Raw genomic sequence first — 17,133 nt, 5'->3', positions numbered from 1 at the left:
TAAACAATCGACGACACTTATACGCATAAAAAACCCTATTTCCATACAGTGAGGAAAAGGGTTGAAGTGTTTACCTTTCGCCTCTTATCATCCAAGGATTATACCTTGCAGGTTAGCACCTTTTCATTTCTTTTCAATGAAATGATGGTTGCTGGGTTTCTTAGGGCCTGTCCCTCCACCGACTCGGGATAAGAGTATCCGTTCGGCAAATATCATAACCTAGATACCGAACTCTGTCAACGATTGTAGCCCAAGTAAATAAGGTTCCTTCTACATAAACTTCCCTATTTTGACTAAAATCATCTCATTTATCGTTTTAAAACATTTATTACGACTGAACACTAGGTTGGTGATTAGAAATCAGTTCATTTCAATGATTGAAAACGTACCTTCTTTTTTTCCTGATTACTTTCAATCAAATTTAAAAGCTCTTGCATTTCTTCTTTGGAGTAATTCATGACCCCGTACTGGGATATATAACAACGATGGTGTGGATAATAATCATTAATCCAATTCTTTAATTTAATATCTAAAGGTTTATGATAAATAGTTGCTTCAAAAAATCTCATTTTATTTGGGTCTTGTTCCTTCAAACTTTTATTTAAACAATTCTCTAATGTTAAAAAAGGCTCATCCTTCTCTATGTTTAAAGTTTGAAACCCTTTATCATCTTCATTAGCCTTTACATTTGCAAAAAATAACATATGATTCACATATAGAAACATGATTATGGCGATAGCAAAGCAAGCAATGATCGTCCAAATTTTATTTTTATTCACTTTACGAACCCCCTCAAAACCACTACAATCAATTGTAGAACAAAAAGTATTAGACGAACAATAACGGCTTTATAATAATTCAATAATAAATTCGTTAAGATTATGATTGAAATTTAGAGAGGGTCCATATGCAAACTTCCACTTATCTTATTGTAAATCAGGGTAGTCCTTTCCAAAAAGGTGATATTATATCATTAAAAAAGACCATTCATATCATTGGTCGTTCTATTGTATCGAACTCTGATCATATTTTATTTGAGAATATTTATGTATCTAGACAACATGCAGCGATTATCCAAAAAAATCATTCTTATTATATAAAAGATTTAAATAGTAAACACGGAACCTTTGTTAACGGAACAAAGCTTGATGTGGAATCTGAATATCGTTTAAAGCACGGAGATCAAATTTCATTAAGTGATGGTTTTATACAACTAATATTTCAGCATATCTCTAATGATGAAACATTAGAATTAACTTCTCTATCCTTAATCGAGCCGAGTGCTCCCTCTGTTTCCATAGATGTTCACAAACAAGAAATTATCTACAATAATCAGATTTTCACTTTTTCCGAAAAAGAATTTTTATGTATCGTAAGGCTTTTAAATGAAGTAAATCAATTCATACCAAAAGAAGAGATAAAAAAAGCCGTTTGGTCTGAGAGAACTCTAGATCGCGACGGCATTCCAGATGCAAGTGCTGAAGAGTTAAATGCACTTATGTACCGAATCCGTCAAAAAACATCATCGATCTTTCTGATTGAAAATATTCGAGGTAAAGGATATATCTTAACGATTAACAATTCTAATCATTAAATGTCCGGCTGAGGGCCATAATCACTTATGGTGTTGTCTTTAATATAAGGTCCCTCAGCTCATTCATTTGGTTTTCTTTCACCGTATATACACGTTCAAAATCTTTACCATCCATTATTAGGCTTTCTCCATTCTCCTGTCCTAACCATAAAAAATAGTTCTCCTTACTATTTTCATAAAAGAATTGTAGCAAATAATCCGGGTGTCTGATATCTATACTTCCTTGTAATGGAACTTTCTCCGCAATGATTTCTTCCCATTTTTTTAATATTTCATGGTCTTCCCATATAAGTAATGGGTTATCCAAATTCCATTTATCTTCTTCCCTAGATATTGAAATCATGACCTTAGATAAAGGATTCTGATTATTAAGTAATGATTCCGGTACATTTTCAATGTTAAAAAGGATGACACTAAATAGTAAAGCAACTATTACTAAGCTGACTTTTTGCATCGAACCACCTACCTTTTTTCTATAAAACGATGTAAAAAAAAGGTAAGTTTCAATCTTTAAACAAGATTCACATTTTTATTTTTCATCCATTGTGCTGCATCTTTTAAAATCATACGCTGTGCTTCTGCTGGAAAATGATGTCGGTAGTTTGAAAAAAACCATGCTTCCGTGTTAGGCGCCTCTTTCTGTAATCGAAGGGCATGTTCAATCGTTACATGGTGATCCTTCTCCCCATGAATCAGTAAAAGAGGGGTTTTAATAGAAGAATACTTTTTTAGAGGCCCACGCCATTCAAAGCGCTCTGGATACTTTTTAGGGGTTCCACCTATTACTCTTTTCATCATCCTTCTTAAATCGACACGCTCTTCATAAGTTAGTGTCATGTCCGACACTCCACTCCAAAGGGTCGCTGACGCCACAGTATCTCTAGCAAGCATCGTTAAAAGGGCCATTACGCCACCTCTTGAGAATCCAATAATATGGCGTTGTTCTTCGCATACATGAGGATGGGTTGCGAGCAAATCATAGGCAGCAATAGCGTCTTCTCGGTCATGACCTGCAAAATCCTCCATACCCTCTCCTCCTCGATTTCCACGATAGTAAGGGGCCATTACAATAAAGCCTTCATTCGCCCATTGAATGATACGTTGAATTCGAACCATTCCTACATTGTGGATTCCACCTCGTAAATAGAGTAATCCAGGATATTCCTTTTCTTCCTTAGGCTCAGCTAATAAGCCCTTAACTTTATAAGGCCCACTTATATAGGTAATTTCATATAAATGTATTTTTGAATGCGGTGAAGGAATTCTTCTTTTATCAATAGTCTGCATCTAATTTCCCCTCTTTTTAAACATTTCCTTAGGCTAACACACACAAATGATCGTTTGAACATAGAATATCACAATTACAAAAATTTTAATCATTTGAGGAGTTGAAACAAATGAGCTTAATAAAAAGAGGGGCGGCTGTGCTGTTACTATTGTCACTTCTTTTGTTTCCTATTGGTTGTTCGCTTTCAAAATCTGAGACTGAAACAATATCTTTAGCGGAAGTCACACGTTCTATTTTTTATGCTCCTTTATACGTAGCTATTGAAAATGGATATTTTGAGGAAGAGGGAATTAACCTTGAATTAACAACCGCTTGGGGTGGCGATAAAACGATGACAACTTTAATGTCAGATGGTGCTGATATTGCCTTAGTTGGAGCGGAAACATCCGTTTATGTCTTTGCACAGGATGCTAGTGACCCTGCTATTAATTTTGCTAGTTTAACCCAAACTGATGGGACTTTTTTAGTTTCTAGAGAGAAAATTGATTCCTTTAGCTGGGAGGACCTTAAAGGATCAACTTTTCTAGGTCAAAGAAAAGGGGGAATGCCGCAAATGGTAGGTGAACATGTCCTAAAAAAACATAACATTAACCCTCATGAAGACTTAGAATTAATACAAACCATTGATTTTGGCAATATTCCTAGTGCCTTCGCATCAGGAACAGGAGATTTTGTGCAATTATTCGAGCCACAAGCTACTCAATTTGAAAATGATGGATTAGGTTATGTTGTTGCCTCTTTTGGTGAAGAATCTGGCTTAGTTCCATACACAGGCTTTATGGCTAAGGAAAGTTTTATATCTGAAAATCCTGAGTTACTTCAAGCTTTTACTAGCGCCTTATACAAGGCTCAAAAATGGGTAGAGGAGCAGCCTCCTGAAGTGATAGCTGAAACGATAGTCGATTATTTTGAGGATAGTCATATAGAATTAATTACACAAGTTGTTGATCGTTATAAAGCTCAGGGCTCATATGCAACTGATCCAGTACTGACTGAAGAAGCATGGGAGCAATTACTATTGATTATGGATCAAGCGGGAGAACTTCCTCAGCAGGTGGATTTTAATGATTTAGTGAATACTGAAATCGCTGAAAGTGTATTGGACTGATTACGATGTCACAAATCATCATAGACCACATATCCAAAATATACGTGACGAAAAAGGAAGCTCAATTAGCTTTAAAGGATATCTCCTTTACGATTGAGGATGGAGAGTTTATTTCGGTGATTGGCCCTAGTGGCTGTGGGAAAACCACTTTATTATCTATGATTTCTGGAATTCTTGAACCAACCAAGGGTTCAATTACTTTAAATGGTCATCCTATTGAGCCTAAAACGACTAATGTAGGTTATATGCTTCAGCAAGATTATTTATTTCCATGGCTCACGATTGAAAATAATATTATGACAGGCATGAGAATGAAAAACACACTAACGGCTGAATCGAAGGAAAAAGCGTTATTTCTATTACAGAAAATGGGGCTTTTTGAAAAAAAAGATTTATATCCTAATCAGCTTTCCGGAGGAATGAGACAGAGAGTTGCACTTGTAAGAATGCTAGCCTCTAACCCACTATTTATGCTTTTAGATGAGCCTTTTTCAGCTTTAGATTACCAAACAAAACTAAAGCTTGAGGATTTAGTTTTTACCACTCTAAAAAAAGAACGTAAAACCGCTATTTTAGTAACCCATGATATCGGTGAAGCCATTTCGATGTCCGACCGCATCATCCTTTTAAATTCTCAGCCTGGTCGTATTCATCGTATTTTTGATGTTCCAAAATCATTAAGAGACAAAGTACCCTTTGAAGCTAGGCAGTCCCCTCAATTTACTGAGCAATTCAACATCATATGGGAGGAGCTGGAGTCACTTGAATCTAAAAAAACATCACGCTGATTATATAAAACATGTAAAAAAAGAAAAATATCTTGTTCTCACCGTTCAATTAAGCTTCCTCTTACTATTTATTTTGTTTTGGGAATTGGCTGCAAGGCTTCAATGGATCGATCCTTTGCTCTTTAGCATGCCCTCTAGGATTGGAAATTTGTTAGTTAGTCAAATGACAGATGGTAGTCTCTTTATTCATACTTCATTTACACTATTTGAAACCATATTAGGTTTTATCTTAGGTACCTTGTTCGGAGCTTTGTTAGCCTCCCTTTTATGGTGGTCACCTTTTATATCAAAAGTATCTGATCCCTATTTAGTCGTTCTGAATTCGATGCCTAAAGTGGCATTAGGTCCCTTACTTATAGTAGGTCTTGGTCCAAACTTCACTTCTATTATCGCTATGGGCGCGTTAATTTCGATTATTATCACAACCATCGTAATTTACAGTGCTTTTAAAGAAGTCGATCAAAATTATGTAAAGGTATTACAAACATTCGGCGCATCAAAGACTCAAATATTTACAAATGCTATTTTGCCATCTTGTATGCCGACCATTATTTCAACTTTAAAAGTCAATGTAGGCTTATCATGGGTTGGTGTTATTGTCGGTGAATTTTTAGTCTCTAAGCAAGGATTAGGCTATTTAATTATTTATGGCTTCCAAGTTTTCAACTTTACCCTTGTTTTAATGAGCTTAGTCGTTATTGCTATACTAGCAACCGTCATGTATAAATTAGTAGAGATGTTAGAGAAAAAACTCATTCACTTTTAAAGAAATACAGATTTTTTTAAAATGAATCAATTTCATAATTCATATCTAATAATGAAAACCGAACGATTAGGTTTTTGATTTCCACTTTAGGTAGATGCTTTCCCAAGGGCTTGTCTTCAGCTAACTCTGACTATGCAGAACTTCTTCAGAGTGGATCTTCAAACTGCGCTCATCCTTTGGGAGTCACTACCTACTCTTTCAAAAAAACCCTCCTTTTTTAAGAAGGAGGGTTAATGGTTCGTTATTGATGTTTGCATCCCACACACACATTATTTCAAGTTTCTTTTGATAATCAACTTTTATTGTTATTGATTATAGAAGCTTGCCTAAAGCAATTAATTCAGCTTAATCCAAAGTCATCTATTCTATTAGAGGGTCTCAGCCAATCTCTTAATCTTTGAATGTGAGATTAGAAAAACCTTGCCTAAAATGTCCATTTTGTCTCCCTTTACACGGACAGCACAATCTTTGTTTGACGCATAAATGTTCATTTCTTCTGATAATGGTGACAATTCTTCTTGAATCAATTCCATGTTATTTTCTAGGTCAAAATGAGATAGAACAGAAAAATGGTCAAGACCAATTCCAGAGTAAACAGAGCTATATTCAACTTTATAACCGAGGTTTTTCGAACATAACCATTTAGCTGACATGTTAATGGCACCAGCACTCGCACCGATCACAACAGCTCTGCTTTTTTTAACCACATCCGACAATTCGTATTCCATTAAAAAATGATTTTGTTTTAGAGTATCTCCACCCAATAAAAAAATCACTGAAGCATTTCTAATTAAGGTTTGGGCCTCCTCCTTCTCTACGCGATGGTCAATTAAATGATATTCATCAAACATAATGCCCGCTTCTTCAAGCCAAGAGCGTTCGATAGCACCATCAACTTCATTTGAAAATGGATTTGAACTTATCATTATGAATGATTTTCTATCCGTTATATCCTCCTGTAACGCCCTGCTCAGATTCTTTGGAAAAAAATTGTTAAACCAACCTAAATAATAATGAGTTTTCATAAGAACCTCCGTGCAAAGTATAATGACTTAATTTATTCAACATGATCATTTGTTTAGATGATTTTGAAGAAATTCAAAGCTTAAACGCCATACATCATCCTTCATAATATAGCTAAATTCATCTAAATCCCTAACATTTTGTGGTATTTGCTCCAACAAAACAGGACCATCCGTTTCTAAATAATCTTCTTTGTTTGTTACTTGCTCAATCTCCGCATAATAGATCGCTTTTGTAAAAGGCTTATTCTTATCCCATACTTGATAGTAGCCTAAGTAGGTTAATTGCTTTACCTTTCCACCTGTTTCTTCCCATACCTCTCTATAACAAGCGCTTTCGGCTGTTTCACCATTTTCAATTTTCCCACCTGGGAATTCTAATCCTCTCTCCTTATGTACCGTTAAAAGCCATTTTGACTGATATCTACTTATGACCCAAACATGATCAACCTTTATTATGTTTGGCGTTGAAGATAAATACATATCAATATCAGTACCTGAAAGATCTTTAAACTGAAATTCCATATTTTTTCCCCTTATTAATAAAATTCATTTTTTTCTAAGCTTATCTTATAGATAAACGTAATAACTTTATTATAGCAGAGGAAGAGAGGTTCATTCCTACCAAGTATGATTAAGCTTTTCACGTCCCTTTAAACAAATGATAGCGACGATAAAAATAACGAGTGCTAAAAAGCCATTGAATAAAAATAAGAATAAATGTGAGACTTTAATTAATAGCGTAAAAACTGGTGGTCCTAAAGCAACTCCAACAAATCGCATACTGCTATAAAAAGAAGAAACCGAGCCTCTTTGCTCCTTTACGATTCCTTCTGTTACTAAAGCATCTAAACTGGGTAATGCAAAACCTATTCCGATTCCACTAGCAAAAATACAACTTAATAATATATAAATATCTTCTGAAAAGGCAATTACAGAAATTGAAACGGTTAAAATCGCCAAGCCAATAACCGTTATTTTTTTCATTTTCTGCTGATCTTGTCCAATATATTTCCCTGTCATGAATGAACTACAGCATAACGCAGCTAAAGGGATCGCTAAAACGACACCTTTTTTTTCACCTTCTATTTTATAATCAGTCTCCAGTAAGGTTGATAATTGAAATAGCACCCCAAATAAGATAAACATACAGACTCCACCGATCATAAAAACAGCGTAAAGCCATCGCCCCTCCCTACTAAAAATCCCTTTTAAAATCTTAATAAAATCCGGAAGCTTAAGCTTTTCTGATTTCAACGGAGGACTTTTGACTAAAAATAGCATAAGAATAATCGATATGAAACAAAAAATGGGAAATGAAAAAAATGGAATATACCATTGAAATGCTGCAAGAAAGGCTCCAAGAATCGGACTCAACACTTTACCAAAGGTATTAGAGGTCTCAATCATTCCAAGTCCTTTACTCACCTCCTGTTGATCACGATACATATCTCCAACTAAAGGCATAACAATGGGTGAAGCACCTGCTGCCCCGACTCCTTGTAGCATTCTGCCAAACAAAATCATAAAATAAGGCTCCTTCAGATACACAGAGGCTACTCCCGCAACTAATCCGCCAATTCCAGAAATAATCAAACTTGGAATAATAATTTTCTTTCTACCAAGCTGATCGGATAAATAACCAGCAATCGGTATACAAATAATAGCGACAACAGAATAAATAGTAATCAGCATACTCACTTGAAAAGAGCTTATGCCCAATTCCTTTTCAATGATAGGCAATACGGGAATAAGCATTGAATTTCCAAGGGTCATGACCAATGGAATGGAGGCAATGGATAATATCGCTAATTTTTTATTATTGGCTAGCATCGCTTTTCCCCTTATCTTAAGATGTATTTCTATTTAAGTATTCGTTAAGGGAATATTTCTATGCATACCTTTTACCCAAAATAAAAAAGCCGAACAAATAGCAAAACTGCTATCCATTGGCCTTTTTCGGAGAAAGAATTGACATATTTTTATACAAGGCGATACTCATCATCCCTTGATAGCTTTTGGTAAACCTCATCTAATGTTTTTTGTGAATACGCAGCAAGGTTCGACTTTCTTTGCTTAAATTCTTCGATAAAATGGTTACCATGATAATCTTGACCAACCAAATCATTCACTACATCATCTAGCACTTCATCCTTACCAAGGACTAGCTTTCCTTTCATTAAAATGCTTAGTCCTTTCGACATTTTTGTGATTTCTGAAACCTTAGTTACCATTGTAGCAGGATAGTTATCTTTACTTGTTATGACAACATTTATTAATAAATCTTTGTCCTCAGCATGTACCTCTTTAAAAAAGGTTAAATGCTCCTTATCTACGACTGCTTCAATAAGCCAGGTTCTTCGTGAATTTTCCATATTAATGATCAGACCTTGTTCTATCGTCAATGGAAACTGCTGCACTTTCCCGTTTATACCTTTTAACAAAGAAATGGAATACAATTTGAATGTCTTCATACACTTTCCTCCTTTATTACCTCCGGTCACTCTATCTATCTTTATTAAATCATATATTGATTCATAGTCCAAATTATTTTCTTTTAGTTCTCAAAAAAAAAGCACTCATTGCTACTCTCATAATGAGTATCACAATAAGCGCTTATTATTCTTGAATGAAGGATGATTTATGATGTTTTGACATTTTCATAGAGTGCATCTAATTGCTTATCTTGAATCCATACGATGAGTTCTAATTCTTGCTTTGTTAAATTTCGATTAAGCTTCCATTTACATTCATTGACTAATTCTAGAAAGTGATTCATTGTGTTCATTGTAAATGTCTCCTTTTCTTTTTAACTTAACAATATGATGGACAACCTGCCTTTACTCATTTTATTGTATGTCTTTACTGCCAAATAATGACACTCTATTTTTGTGTATAATAGCTATTCGGCATTAAGAATTCTAAATCCTTCTCTACATTCAAAAATATTAAAATTATAATCCCTTTTGCTCATATGCGTTTTGCAAACGCTGCATCGCCTCTTTAATAGTAGAAGCAGAACAAGCAAGGTTCATTCGTTCAAATTGACTTCCTTCTTCTCCAAACATAGACCCATGGTTGAAGCCTACCTTCGCTTCTTCAATTAACCAAGTTTTTCTCTCAGAAGGAGTCATACCTAATTCAGAAAAATCTAGCCAAAGTAAATACGTTCCTTCAGGCTGCATCCATTTTATTTTAGGCATTGATTTCGATAATGTGTCAACAACTAGCTTATAATTATCTTCAATATAATCCATTAAATGTTGTAGCCACTCTTCTCCACCTTTATAGGCAGCCTCCATCGCAACCTCAGCAAAGCTATTGTTCATCCCTGTGAAAGTCAAAGCTAAATGCTTTTTAAATTCTAGACGTTTTTTCGCATCTTCAATGACTACATAGGAAGCCTGCATCCCTGCTAAGTTAAAGGTTTTACTTGGAGCTAAACAAGTAAAGATACGATCCTTCATCTCTTCATCAATAGAAGCAATCGGTATATGCTTTTGACCTTTATATAATAGATCTGCATGAATTTCATCTGAAACAATATAGATATTATGTTTTTTACAAATAGAAACGAGCTTTTCTAATTCATCTCTCTTCCAAACTCGCCCACCTGGATTATGAGGATGACATAATAAAAGCATTTTCGTTTGACTAGAAATGGAAGCTTCTAGTTGCTCAAAGTCCATTTCAAAACGAAGGTCCTCCATTTTTAATGGATTTCTTATAATTGTACGATTATTCTTTTCAATCACATCATAAAAAGGGTAGTAAACTGGAGTTTGAATAATAATCTCATCACCAGGTTCTGTAAAAGTCTGAATTAAATAACTTAATGCTGGTACAACTCCCAATGTATAAACAAAGGCGTTTTCATCGACTTTCCAATCATATCTTCTTTTTAACCACGATTGAACAGCTAAGTCTAATGATTTTGCATGAGCAGGATAACCAAAAATTCCATGGTCAATTTTATCTTTTAACGCTTTTAAAACAGGCTCTGGGGCACGAAAATCCATATCAGCTACCCATAAAGGCAATATCTCATCTGAACCAAATCTTTCATTTAACATATCCCACTTTAAAGAGTTCGTTCCTGTACGATTTATTACTTCATTAAATTGTTCTTTCAATCCACTCATCTCCTATCTCTCTACCATCCATTTAATTATATTGTACTTCATATACTAAAGGTTTACCTGTCAATCCATTCTTCAGATTAGTGACTGTAAGCTCTGCCATTTCCGTTCTTGTTTCAATTGATGCACTTCCAATATGAGGGAGTGCCAAAACATTATCTAATTCAAGCAAAGGATGGTCACCCTGAATCGGTTCTGACTCAAATACATCTAAGCCTGCTCCTTTAATTTCTCCTTCTTTCAATGCATGGAATAACGCCTGCTCATCTACATTAGTTCCTCTTGAAGTATTAATAAAATAGGCTTTATTTTTCATTTTTTTAAATTGCTCTTCCCCAAACATATGCGTGGTCTGTTTCGAACCTGGAACTAATAAAACCACGTAATCAGACTGAGCCAACAAGGTATCAATATCTTCACAATATATAGCTCCTACCTCATTCTCTGATTCTATATGTCTTGAACGATTATGATAAAGCACCTTCATTGAAAAACCTTTTGCTCTTCTGGCAACACTTAAACCAATTCTCCCCATCCCGATTATTCCTATCGTAGCTCCATGCACCTGGTGACCTGTATATGAAAACGGACTCCAGCTTTTCCATTGATTATTTTTAACGATAGACGCCGCTTGAGGCAAATTTCTAGAAACAGAAAGAAGTAAAGCGAAGGTTAAATCAGCTGTCGCCTCGGTAAGAACATAAGGAGTGTGCCCAACCTTGATACCACGCTTTTCCGCTTCTTCCATATCAATATTATCGTAGCCAACAGCCATTGTACTTATTACTTTTAATTGCTTGGCTTCTTTAAGAACTTCACGGTTTAAATCATCGGTTAAATTAGCTAAAATTCCGTCAGCATTTCTTATTTCCTTTAATAAATCCTTCTTAGGCATAGGAATCTCTTCTTGGTCAAACATGACCACTGTGCTATCTGGAATTTCGTATAGGGGCTTTATCATTTCTTTTGGTAATTTTCGCGTCACTAAAATTTTCATTGCATCTGCTCCTATTTAACTATTTCATCCATTTGAACCTTTATAAGACATTATTCTTTTAATTCATTCAATATCATTCATTATGCACTATTTCTCACAAAAAAACGAGGGGTGCACAGAGATAGTGAATAATCAATTCTGAAACAGATACAAAAAAAATCTCATGCATTCTTTCCTGAACAAGGGGTTTTCAATCATTGACCAATCCTCAAGATTTCTTCATTTCAACAAGGATTATTTTGTCATAATATGATAAGATTATTTGAGGAAAAAATGTACGAAATAAAGGAATGGTGTTTACAATGAGTATTTTGTCTGTTTCAAATTTAAGTCATGGCTTCGGAGATCGAGCCATCTTTGAACAAGTATCCTTTCGTTTATTAAAGGGAGAGCATATAGGTTTAATTGGAGCAAATGGTGAAGGGAAATCTACCTTCATGAATATTATTACCGGACAGCTTAGTCCTGATGAAGGAAAAGTAGAATGGTCCAAAAGAGTACGTGTTGGCTATCTTGACCAACATACGGTTTTAGAACAAGGTTTAACGATGAGAGATGTATTAAAGTCTGCCTTTCAATATCTTCTTCATTTGGAGGAGGATATGAATCAGCTTTATGAAAGAATGGGCGAAGCAAGTCCTGAAGAGCTCGAACAAATGCTCAATGAAGTAGGAGTTATTCAGGATATTTTAACGAATAATGACTTTTATACGATTGATGCAAAAGTCGAAGAAATTGCGAGGGGGCTTGGCTTAGATGATATTGGCTTAGATCGTGATGTTACGGATTTGAGTGGTGGTCAAAGAACTAAGCTTTTGTTAGCCAAGCTTTTATTAGAAAAACCAGATATATTGTTACTAGATGAACCGACAAACTATTTAGATGAACAGCATATTGAGTGGCTAAAAAGATATTTACAGGAATATGAAAATGCCTTTATTCTCATTTCACACGATATTCCTTTTCTAAATAGTGTTATAAATATTATTTATCATATGGAAAATCAAGAACTAAATCGTTATGTTGGAGATTATCATCATTTTCTTGAAGTCCATGAAATGAAAAAACAACAGCTAGAAGCTGCCTACAAAAGACAACAGCAGGAAATTTCTCAGTTAAAGGATTTTGTCGCTCGAAACAAGGCTAGAGTTTCTACAAGAAATATGGCGATGTCTCGCCAAAAAAAGCTCGATAAAATGGATGTAATTGAATTAGCAAAAGACAAACCAAAGCCACACTTTCAATTTAAAGAAGCCCGTACACCTAGTAAAACGATCTTTGAGACGACCAATTTAGTGATAGGATATGATGAGCCTTTATCCAAGCCACTTGATCTTCGAATGGAAAGAGGACAAAAGATTGCTTTAGTTGGAGCGAATGGTATTGGTAAAACGACCTTATTAAAAAGTCTACTCGGAATTAACAAACCACTATCAGGCAGTATTGAACGTGGAGATTATCAAGAAGTAGGCTATTTTGAACAAGAGGCGAAAAGCTCTAATCATACGTGTATTGAGGAAGTTTGGCAAGACTTTCCTGCACTTACCCAAGCGGAAGTGCGTGCAGCATTGGCAAAGTGTGGCTTAACCACTAAGCACATCGAAAGCAAGATTGTCGTTCTTAGTGGAGGAGAGAAAGCAAAGGTTCGTTTGTGTAAGCTTATTAATAAAGAAACGAACATTCTGTTACTAGATGAGCCTACTAACCATTTGGATGTTGATGCAAAAGACGAATTAAAGCGTGCACTCAAAGAATATAAGGGAAGCCTTTTATTAATAAGTCATGAGCCTGAATTTTATCGTGACGTTGTAACGGATGTTTGGAATTGCGAAAATTGGACAACCAAATTAGTCTAAAGAATATAAGGAAAAGAAACCTCTCTTTTCCTTTTACATATGAAAGTGGAGGAACGACAAATGAAACCAACTCCTTTTATTGCTGTTGAAGGTCCAATAGGTGTTGGAAAAACTACCTTAACACAGCTTATCTCTTCACAATTTCATTATCATACGCTTCATGAGATTGTAGATGAAAACCCTTTTCTCAGTAAATTTTACGAAAATATTGAGGAGTGGAGTTTTCAAACTGAAATGTTTTTCCTCTGTAACCGTTATAAGCAGCTTGAGGATATCCAGCAACTACTTCAAAAGCAAAAGCCGGTCGTTGCAGATTATCATATATTGAAAAATCTTATTTTTGCTAGAAGAACTTTAACAGCTAATCAATATGATAAATATGAACGCATCTATCATATCTTGTTAGAATCATTACCTATGCCCAATATGATGATTTATTTAAAGGCGAGTGTTCCTACTCTCCTAAATCGAATCGAGTTAAGAGGAAGAGAAATGGAACAAAACATCGAGCCCTCTTACTTAGAGCAATTGTCTATTGATTACGATCATCACATGAATGCCTTTCAAAAAAAATATCCATCGATTCCTATCATTGAATTGAATAGTGAGGAAGCCGATTTTGTTCGAAACCCAGCTGCTTTAGCTGAAATTATAGAAAAAATCTCATACTCAATGAATAATCGTTAATAGGTTAAAGGAGAAAAACATGTCGCATTTACGAAACAAGTTTGCAATACCAGATCAATCCGTTATTACCATCGCAGGTACTGTCGGTGTCGGTAAATCTACCATGACAGAAAAGCTAGCTCAATCACTTCAATTCCATACATCTTTTGAGAAGGTCGATCAAAATCCCTATTTAGATAAATTTTATCAAGATTTTGAGCGCTGGAGTTTTCATTTACAAATCTACTTTTTAGCTGAGCGTTTTAAAGAGCAAAAGAAAATGTTCGAGTTAGGAGGAGGGTTTATACAAGATCGTTCTATCTACGAAGATACCGGTATTTTTGCGAAAATGCATGCTGATAAAGGGACAATGAATGTTACTGACTATACGACTTATACGAGTCTATTTGAAGCAATGGTAATGACTCCTTATTTTCCTCATCCTGATCTTTTGATTTATTTAGAGGGGGATCTCGATGATGTTATTTCTAGGATTCATAAACGCGGTAGAGATATGGAGCAACAAACCCCTTTAAGTTATTGGGAGGAAATGCACGAGCGTTATAATAAATGGATTGAAGGCTTTGACGCTTGCCCGGTTTTACGTTTGAATATAAAAGATTATGACTTAATGAACGATGATGGTGCAATAGAAGAAATTATCGCCAAAATAGCCAATAAGATACACAATAAAGAATAGGAATGAACATTTGTAAACAGAATTCCTTTCAAATAACGAACAAAAACCGATGACATGATGGAGAGCATATCATCGGTTTTTCTAATTCTTATTTAATTTCGATTCTCCTTTTCCTTCTAACCATTCGGTTCCGTTAACTCTGATTCTCCTTTAAACCAAATTTCTGCATTTCTTTTACTAATAATCGAATAAATCGCATAAGCCGCTACGCTTCCACTTATCCAGAAAAATAAGGAAAAGAAATAGCTTAACAGGACGATGAGTAAAACGATAAAGATCGAGAAAATAGTTGATCCTATTCTTCCGATTGATAGGAAAAAAGCATTTTTAATGACGGTTAAATGTGATAGCTCAAAATGGACACTTAAGGAAAAGCAATAAATCGTCATTCCTATATATAAAAATGTACTGATAAATAATAAACCTATGAACACGCTTTTACCTGGAATTTGTAGAGAAAGTACAAAATAATAATAAACAAATAGTATGAAACCACTTGCCAACCATGTCAGACCCATCCAAAAATACCGCTTCCAATTTTCTTTAAATTCGCTCAAAAATTGCTTTGTTATTTGATAGTCGATTCCGTCTTTACTCCAACCTCTTACTATACTAAATAAAGTAATAGTTGCCGGAAATATCGTTACAACCGGTAAACAAAATAATAGCCAAAGTATATTTAAAATAATGAAAGCACCAAATGTTTCAAGTAAACTTTGAATCTTATTTTGCCACATAACTATTCCCACTTTCTATCATTCTCTTTTGAAAAAGCTCTTGTGAGAATTAGCACAAGAGCTCTTATTTCCTCAATTCTAGCTATTCATTAAAATGGATGAATCATATACGATTTATCTCTCAAACCAAGTATTACCAATCATTTGTTTATACCAAAAATAACTATCTTTTTTTGTTCTAGCTAGTGTCTTAAAATTAATATGAATTAATCCAAAGCGCATATCATAACCTTCAGCCCATTCGAAGTTGTCTAGCAAAGACCAAGTTAAGTAGCCTTGTATGTTTACACCTGAATCAATCGCTCTCTTTAAAGAGATTAAATGCTGTTTTAAATATTCTATTCTTCTTGTATCCTTCACTTCTCCATTTTCTACTTCATCATTATAGCAAGCACCGTTTTCAGTTATATAGATCGGAATATCACCATACTGGACCTTCAACTTATGTAATGCTTTATAAAAGCCCTCAGGGTAAATATTCCAGCCAATATCGGTTTTAGCGTATCCAATATCAATAGGTTCAAGGTCAAACAAGCCTTCTCCTTCTTTATATCTGCCAACACTGCCTGTATAATAATTAATTCCTAGAATATCAATAGGTTGTGAGATTTGTTCCATATCTCCCTCATCTATTGAAAGTGTGACTCCTTTATCTTTAAACCAGTCGAGTAAGAATTCAGGATATTTTCCGTGAAAAACTGGATCCATAAACCATTCAATAAACCATGCAATCCCTCTATTACACGCCTGAATGTCTTCCTCTTTATTACTAAATGGTTCAAGCCACTCTAAATTAGGAGCAAAGCCAATTTCTCCTTCACCTATCTTCCGAAACTGACTTACGGCAAGTCCATGAGCGACTAATAGATGATGAGAAATGGTCGTTGCTAATTGAAGGTCTTTATTTCCTGGTGCATGTGCTCCTAAATAATTAGATAAAAACGAAACACACCATGGCTCATTAATCGTAAGCCATTTAGAAATTTTTCCTTTAAATTCTTGAAACATAAAGCTGGCATATTGCCCAAAAGCTTCTATCGTTTCTCGGTTAGCCCAACCACCCTTATCTTGTAATGCCTGTGGTAAATCCCAATGGTAAAGGGTACACATCGGTTCAATTCCATTATGAAGGAGTTCATCCACAAAATCATGATAATATTTTACACCTTCTTCATTTACTTTACCTATCCCTTCTGGGAAAATTCGCGGCCACGAAATAGAGAAACGATAGACTGATATCCCTAAATCCTTCATTAAAGCAATATCTTCTCTATAAAGGTGATAGCTGTCACAAGCTATATCTCCATTGTCTCCATTTATGACTTTACCAGGAGTATGAGAAAATCGGTCCCATATAGACTCACCTCTTCCTCCTTCCTTTACAGCCCCTTCAATTTGATAGGCAGCTGTAGCAGCCCCCCACTTAAAATGCTCTGGAAATTTTATAATTGCCATATATACCTCCATCACCA

At 35.0% G+C, this 17,133-nt stretch carries 19 protein-coding genes and 1 riboswitch; of the genes, 7 read left to right on the top strand and 12 right to left on the bottom strand.

The features are described 5' to 3' along the window. Window positions 1–81: 81 nt before the first annotated feature. Window positions 82–195: riboswitch (SAM riboswitch) on the bottom strand. A 170-nt stretch (window positions 196–365) separates the two neighbouring features. Further along, window positions 366–779 carry a hypothetical protein gene (locus tag AZF04_RS18840; protein ID WP_061950103.1) on the bottom strand — a complete coding sequence of 138 codons (414 nt, stop codon included), beginning with the start codon at window positions 777–779 and terminating at the stop codon, window positions 366–368. A 128-nt stretch (window positions 780–907) separates the two neighbouring features. On the opposite strand from AZF04_RS18840, the gene AZF04_RS18835 reads away from it, so the two are divergent. Then, window positions 908–1,594 (top strand): FHA domain-containing protein, encoded by a 687-nt coding sequence (locus AZF04_RS18835; RefSeq protein ID WP_061950102.1) that lies wholly within the window; start codon window positions 908–910, stop codon window positions 1,592–1,594. Between the two features lie 25 nt (window positions 1,595–1,619). On the opposite strand, the gene AZF04_RS18830 is transcribed toward AZF04_RS18835, so the two are convergent. Beyond that, a complete protein-coding gene (locus AZF04_RS18830; protein WP_061950101.1) occupies window positions 1,620–2,048 on the bottom strand; it encodes a hypothetical protein in 429 nt (142 codons plus the stop codon). A gap of 56 nt (window positions 2,049–2,104) precedes the next feature. Continuing rightward, window positions 2,105–2,881, bottom strand: coding sequence for an alpha/beta hydrolase family protein (locus tag AZF04_RS18825; protein ID WP_061950100.1), 777 nt, complete (start codon window positions 2,879–2,881; stop codon window positions 2,105–2,107). A gap of 110 nt (window positions 2,882–2,991) precedes the next feature. Between AZF04_RS18825 and AZF04_RS18820 the strand changes: the two genes are divergently transcribed. From AZF04_RS18820 to AZF04_RS18810, 3 genes are read left to right on the top strand one after another with little or no spacing between them, the layout of a single operon-like run. Beyond that, a complete protein-coding gene (locus tag AZF04_RS18820; RefSeq protein WP_061950099.1) occupies window positions 2,992–3,990 on the top strand; it encodes an ABC transporter substrate-binding protein in 999 nt (332 codons plus the stop codon). A gap of 5 nt (window positions 3,991–3,995) precedes the next feature. Further along, entirely contained in the window at window positions 3,996–4,778 is a 783-nt protein-coding gene (locus tag AZF04_RS18815) for an ABC transporter ATP-binding protein (RefSeq protein WP_061950098.1), read from the top strand. Continuing rightward, a complete protein-coding gene (locus AZF04_RS18810; protein WP_045480930.1) occupies window positions 4,753–5,544 on the top strand; it encodes an ABC transporter permease in 792 nt (263 codons plus the stop codon). The genes AZF04_RS18815 and AZF04_RS18810 overlap by 26 nt, the downstream gene beginning before the upstream one ends. A 368-nt stretch (window positions 5,545–5,912) precedes the next feature. Here AZF04_RS18810 and AZF04_RS18805 read toward each other — a convergent pair whose 3' ends face one another. The 7 genes from AZF04_RS18805 to AZF04_RS18780 all read right to left on the bottom strand — a co-directional run bounded on the left by AZF04_RS18805 (window position 5,913) and on the right by AZF04_RS18780 (window position 11,702). Beyond that, window positions 5,913–6,569 (bottom strand): Type 1 glutamine amidotransferase-like domain-containing protein, encoded by a 657-nt coding sequence (locus AZF04_RS18805; RefSeq protein ID WP_061950097.1) that lies wholly within the window; start codon window positions 6,567–6,569, stop codon window positions 5,913–5,915. A gap of 45 nt (window positions 6,570–6,614) precedes the next feature. Further along, window positions 6,615–7,091, bottom strand: a complete 477-nt coding sequence (ytkD, locus tag AZF04_RS18800) for an RNA deprotection pyrophosphohydrolase (protein ID WP_052340050.1) — start codon at window positions 7,089–7,091, stop codon at window positions 6,615–6,617. A gap of 96 nt (window positions 7,092–7,187) precedes the next feature. After that, window positions 7,188–8,399: an MFS transporter gene (locus tag AZF04_RS18795; protein WP_061950096.1), complete on the bottom strand. Its 1,212-nt coding sequence runs from the start codon at window positions 8,397–8,399 to the stop codon at window positions 7,188–7,190. 149 nt (window positions 8,400–8,548) lie between these two features. Further along, complete coding sequence (locus AZF04_RS18790; RefSeq protein WP_061950095.1) at window positions 8,549–9,040, bottom strand: YwpF family protein; 492 nt, start codon at window positions 9,038–9,040, stop codon at window positions 8,549–8,551. A gap of 167 nt (window positions 9,041–9,207) precedes the next feature. After that, a complete protein-coding gene (locus tag AZF04_RS21460; RefSeq protein WP_169802497.1) occupies window positions 9,208–9,354 on the bottom strand; it encodes a hypothetical protein in 147 nt (48 codons plus the stop codon). 166 nt (window positions 9,355–9,520) lie between these two features. Further along, window positions 9,521–10,708: a MalY/PatB family protein gene (locus AZF04_RS18785; RefSeq protein WP_061950094.1), complete on the bottom strand. Its 1,188-nt coding sequence runs from the start codon at window positions 10,706–10,708 to the stop codon at window positions 9,521–9,523. A 22-nt stretch (window positions 10,709–10,730) separates the two neighbouring features. After that, the gene (locus tag AZF04_RS18780; protein WP_061950093.1) at window positions 10,731–11,702 is read right to left on the bottom strand and encodes a 2-hydroxyacid dehydrogenase; all 972 of its coding nucleotides are present in this window, start codon (window positions 11,700–11,702) and stop codon (window positions 10,731–10,733) included. Window positions 11,703–12,004: 302 nt separating this feature from the next. Between AZF04_RS18780 and AZF04_RS18775 the strand changes: the two genes are divergently transcribed. The 3 genes from AZF04_RS18775 to AZF04_RS18765 are packed head-to-tail and all read left to right on the top strand — an operon-like array spanning window position 12,005 to window position 14,924. Beyond that, complete coding sequence (locus tag AZF04_RS18775; RefSeq protein WP_061950092.1) at window positions 12,005–13,558, top strand: ABC-F family ATP-binding cassette domain-containing protein; 1,554 nt, start codon at window positions 12,005–12,007, stop codon at window positions 13,556–13,558. 60 nt (window positions 13,559–13,618) lie between these two features. Further along, window positions 13,619–14,245: a deoxynucleoside kinase gene (locus tag AZF04_RS18770; protein ID WP_045480913.1), complete on the top strand. Its 627-nt coding sequence runs from the start codon at window positions 13,619–13,621 to the stop codon at window positions 14,243–14,245. Between the two features lie 19 nt (window positions 14,246–14,264). Beyond that, entirely contained in the window at window positions 14,265–14,924 is a 660-nt protein-coding gene (locus AZF04_RS18765) for a deoxynucleoside kinase (protein ID WP_061950091.1), read from the top strand. A gap of 116 nt (window positions 14,925–15,040) precedes the next feature. Here AZF04_RS18765 and AZF04_RS18760 read toward each other — a convergent pair whose 3' ends face one another. Beyond that, the gene (locus tag AZF04_RS18760; protein ID WP_061950090.1) at window positions 15,041–15,661 is read right to left on the bottom strand and encodes a YesL family protein; all 621 of its coding nucleotides are present in this window, start codon (window positions 15,659–15,661) and stop codon (window positions 15,041–15,043) included. Window positions 15,662–15,775: 114 nt separating this feature from the next. Beyond that, entirely contained in the window at window positions 15,776–17,116 is a 1,341-nt protein-coding gene (locus tag AZF04_RS18755) for a GH1 family beta-glucosidase (protein WP_061950089.1), read from the bottom strand. Window positions 17,117–17,133 lie beyond the last annotated feature (17 nt).

The sequence above is a fragment of the Alkalihalobacillus trypoxylicola genome (assembly GCF_001590785.1).
GTDB classification, from domain to species: domain Bacteria; phylum Bacillota; class Bacilli; order Bacillales; family Bacillaceae_D; genus Alkalihalobacillus; species Alkalihalobacillus trypoxylicola.
This window is presented reverse-complemented; position numbering and strand designations above follow the sequence as displayed.

What these genes read in the sequence shown, in the direction of transcription:
- AZF04_RS18835 (WP_061950102.1), top strand. Translation starts at nt 908, where the DNA reads ATGCAAACTTCCACTTATCTTATTGTAAATCAGGGTAGTCCTTTCCAA.
- AZF04_RS18830 (WP_061950101.1), bottom strand. Translation starts at nt 2,048, where the DNA reads ATGCAAAAAGTCAGCTTAGTAATAGTTGCTTTACTATTTAGTGTCATC.
- AZF04_RS18825 (WP_061950100.1), bottom strand. Translation starts at nt 2,881, where the DNA reads ATGCAGACTATTGATAAAAGAAGAATTCCTTCACCGCATTCAAAAATA.
- AZF04_RS18820 (WP_061950099.1), top strand. Translation starts at nt 2,992, where the DNA reads ATGAGCTTAATAAAAAGAGGGGCGGCTGTGCTGTTACTATTGTCACTT.
- AZF04_RS18815 (WP_061950098.1), top strand. Translation starts at nt 3,996, where the DNA reads ATGTCACAAATCATCATAGACCACATATCCAAAATATACGTGACGAAA.
- AZF04_RS18805 (WP_061950097.1), bottom strand. Translation starts at nt 6,569, where the DNA reads ATGAAAACTCATTATTATTTAGGTTGGTTTAACAATTTTTTTCCAAAG.
- ytkD (WP_052340050.1), bottom strand. Translation starts at nt 7,091, where the DNA reads ATGGAATTTCAGTTTAAAGATCTTTCAGGTACTGATATTGATATGTAT.
- AZF04_RS18795 (WP_061950096.1), bottom strand. Translation starts at nt 8,399, where the DNA reads ATGCTAGCCAATAATAAAAAATTAGCGATATTATCCATTGCCTCCATT.
- AZF04_RS18790 (WP_061950095.1), bottom strand. Translation starts at nt 9,040, where the DNA reads ATGAAGACATTCAAATTGTATTCCATTTCTTTGTTAAAAGGTATAAAC.
- AZF04_RS21460 (WP_169802497.1), bottom strand. Translation starts at nt 9,354, where the DNA reads ATGAACACAATGAATCACTTTCTAGAATTAGTCAATGAATGTAAATGG.
- AZF04_RS18785 (WP_061950094.1), bottom strand. Translation starts at nt 10,708, where the DNA reads ATGAGTGGATTGAAAGAACAATTTAATGAAGTAATAAATCGTACAGGA.
- AZF04_RS18780 (WP_061950093.1), bottom strand. Translation starts at nt 11,702, where the DNA reads ATGAAAATTTTAGTGACGCGAAAATTACCAAAAGAAATGATAAAGCCC.
- AZF04_RS18775 (WP_061950092.1), top strand. Translation starts at nt 12,005, where the DNA reads ATGAGTATTTTGTCTGTTTCAAATTTAAGTCATGGCTTCGGAGATCGA.
- AZF04_RS18770 (WP_045480913.1), top strand. Translation starts at nt 13,619, where the DNA reads ATGAAACCAACTCCTTTTATTGCTGTTGAAGGTCCAATAGGTGTTGGA.
- AZF04_RS18765 (WP_061950091.1), top strand. Translation starts at nt 14,265, where the DNA reads ATGTCGCATTTACGAAACAAGTTTGCAATACCAGATCAATCCGTTATT.
- AZF04_RS18760 (WP_061950090.1), bottom strand. Translation starts at nt 15,661, where the DNA reads ATGTGGCAAAATAAGATTCAAAGTTTACTTGAAACATTTGGTGCTTTC.
- AZF04_RS18755 (WP_061950089.1), bottom strand. Translation starts at nt 17,116, where the DNA reads ATGGCAATTATAAAATTTCCAGAGCATTTTAAGTGGGGGGCTGCTACA.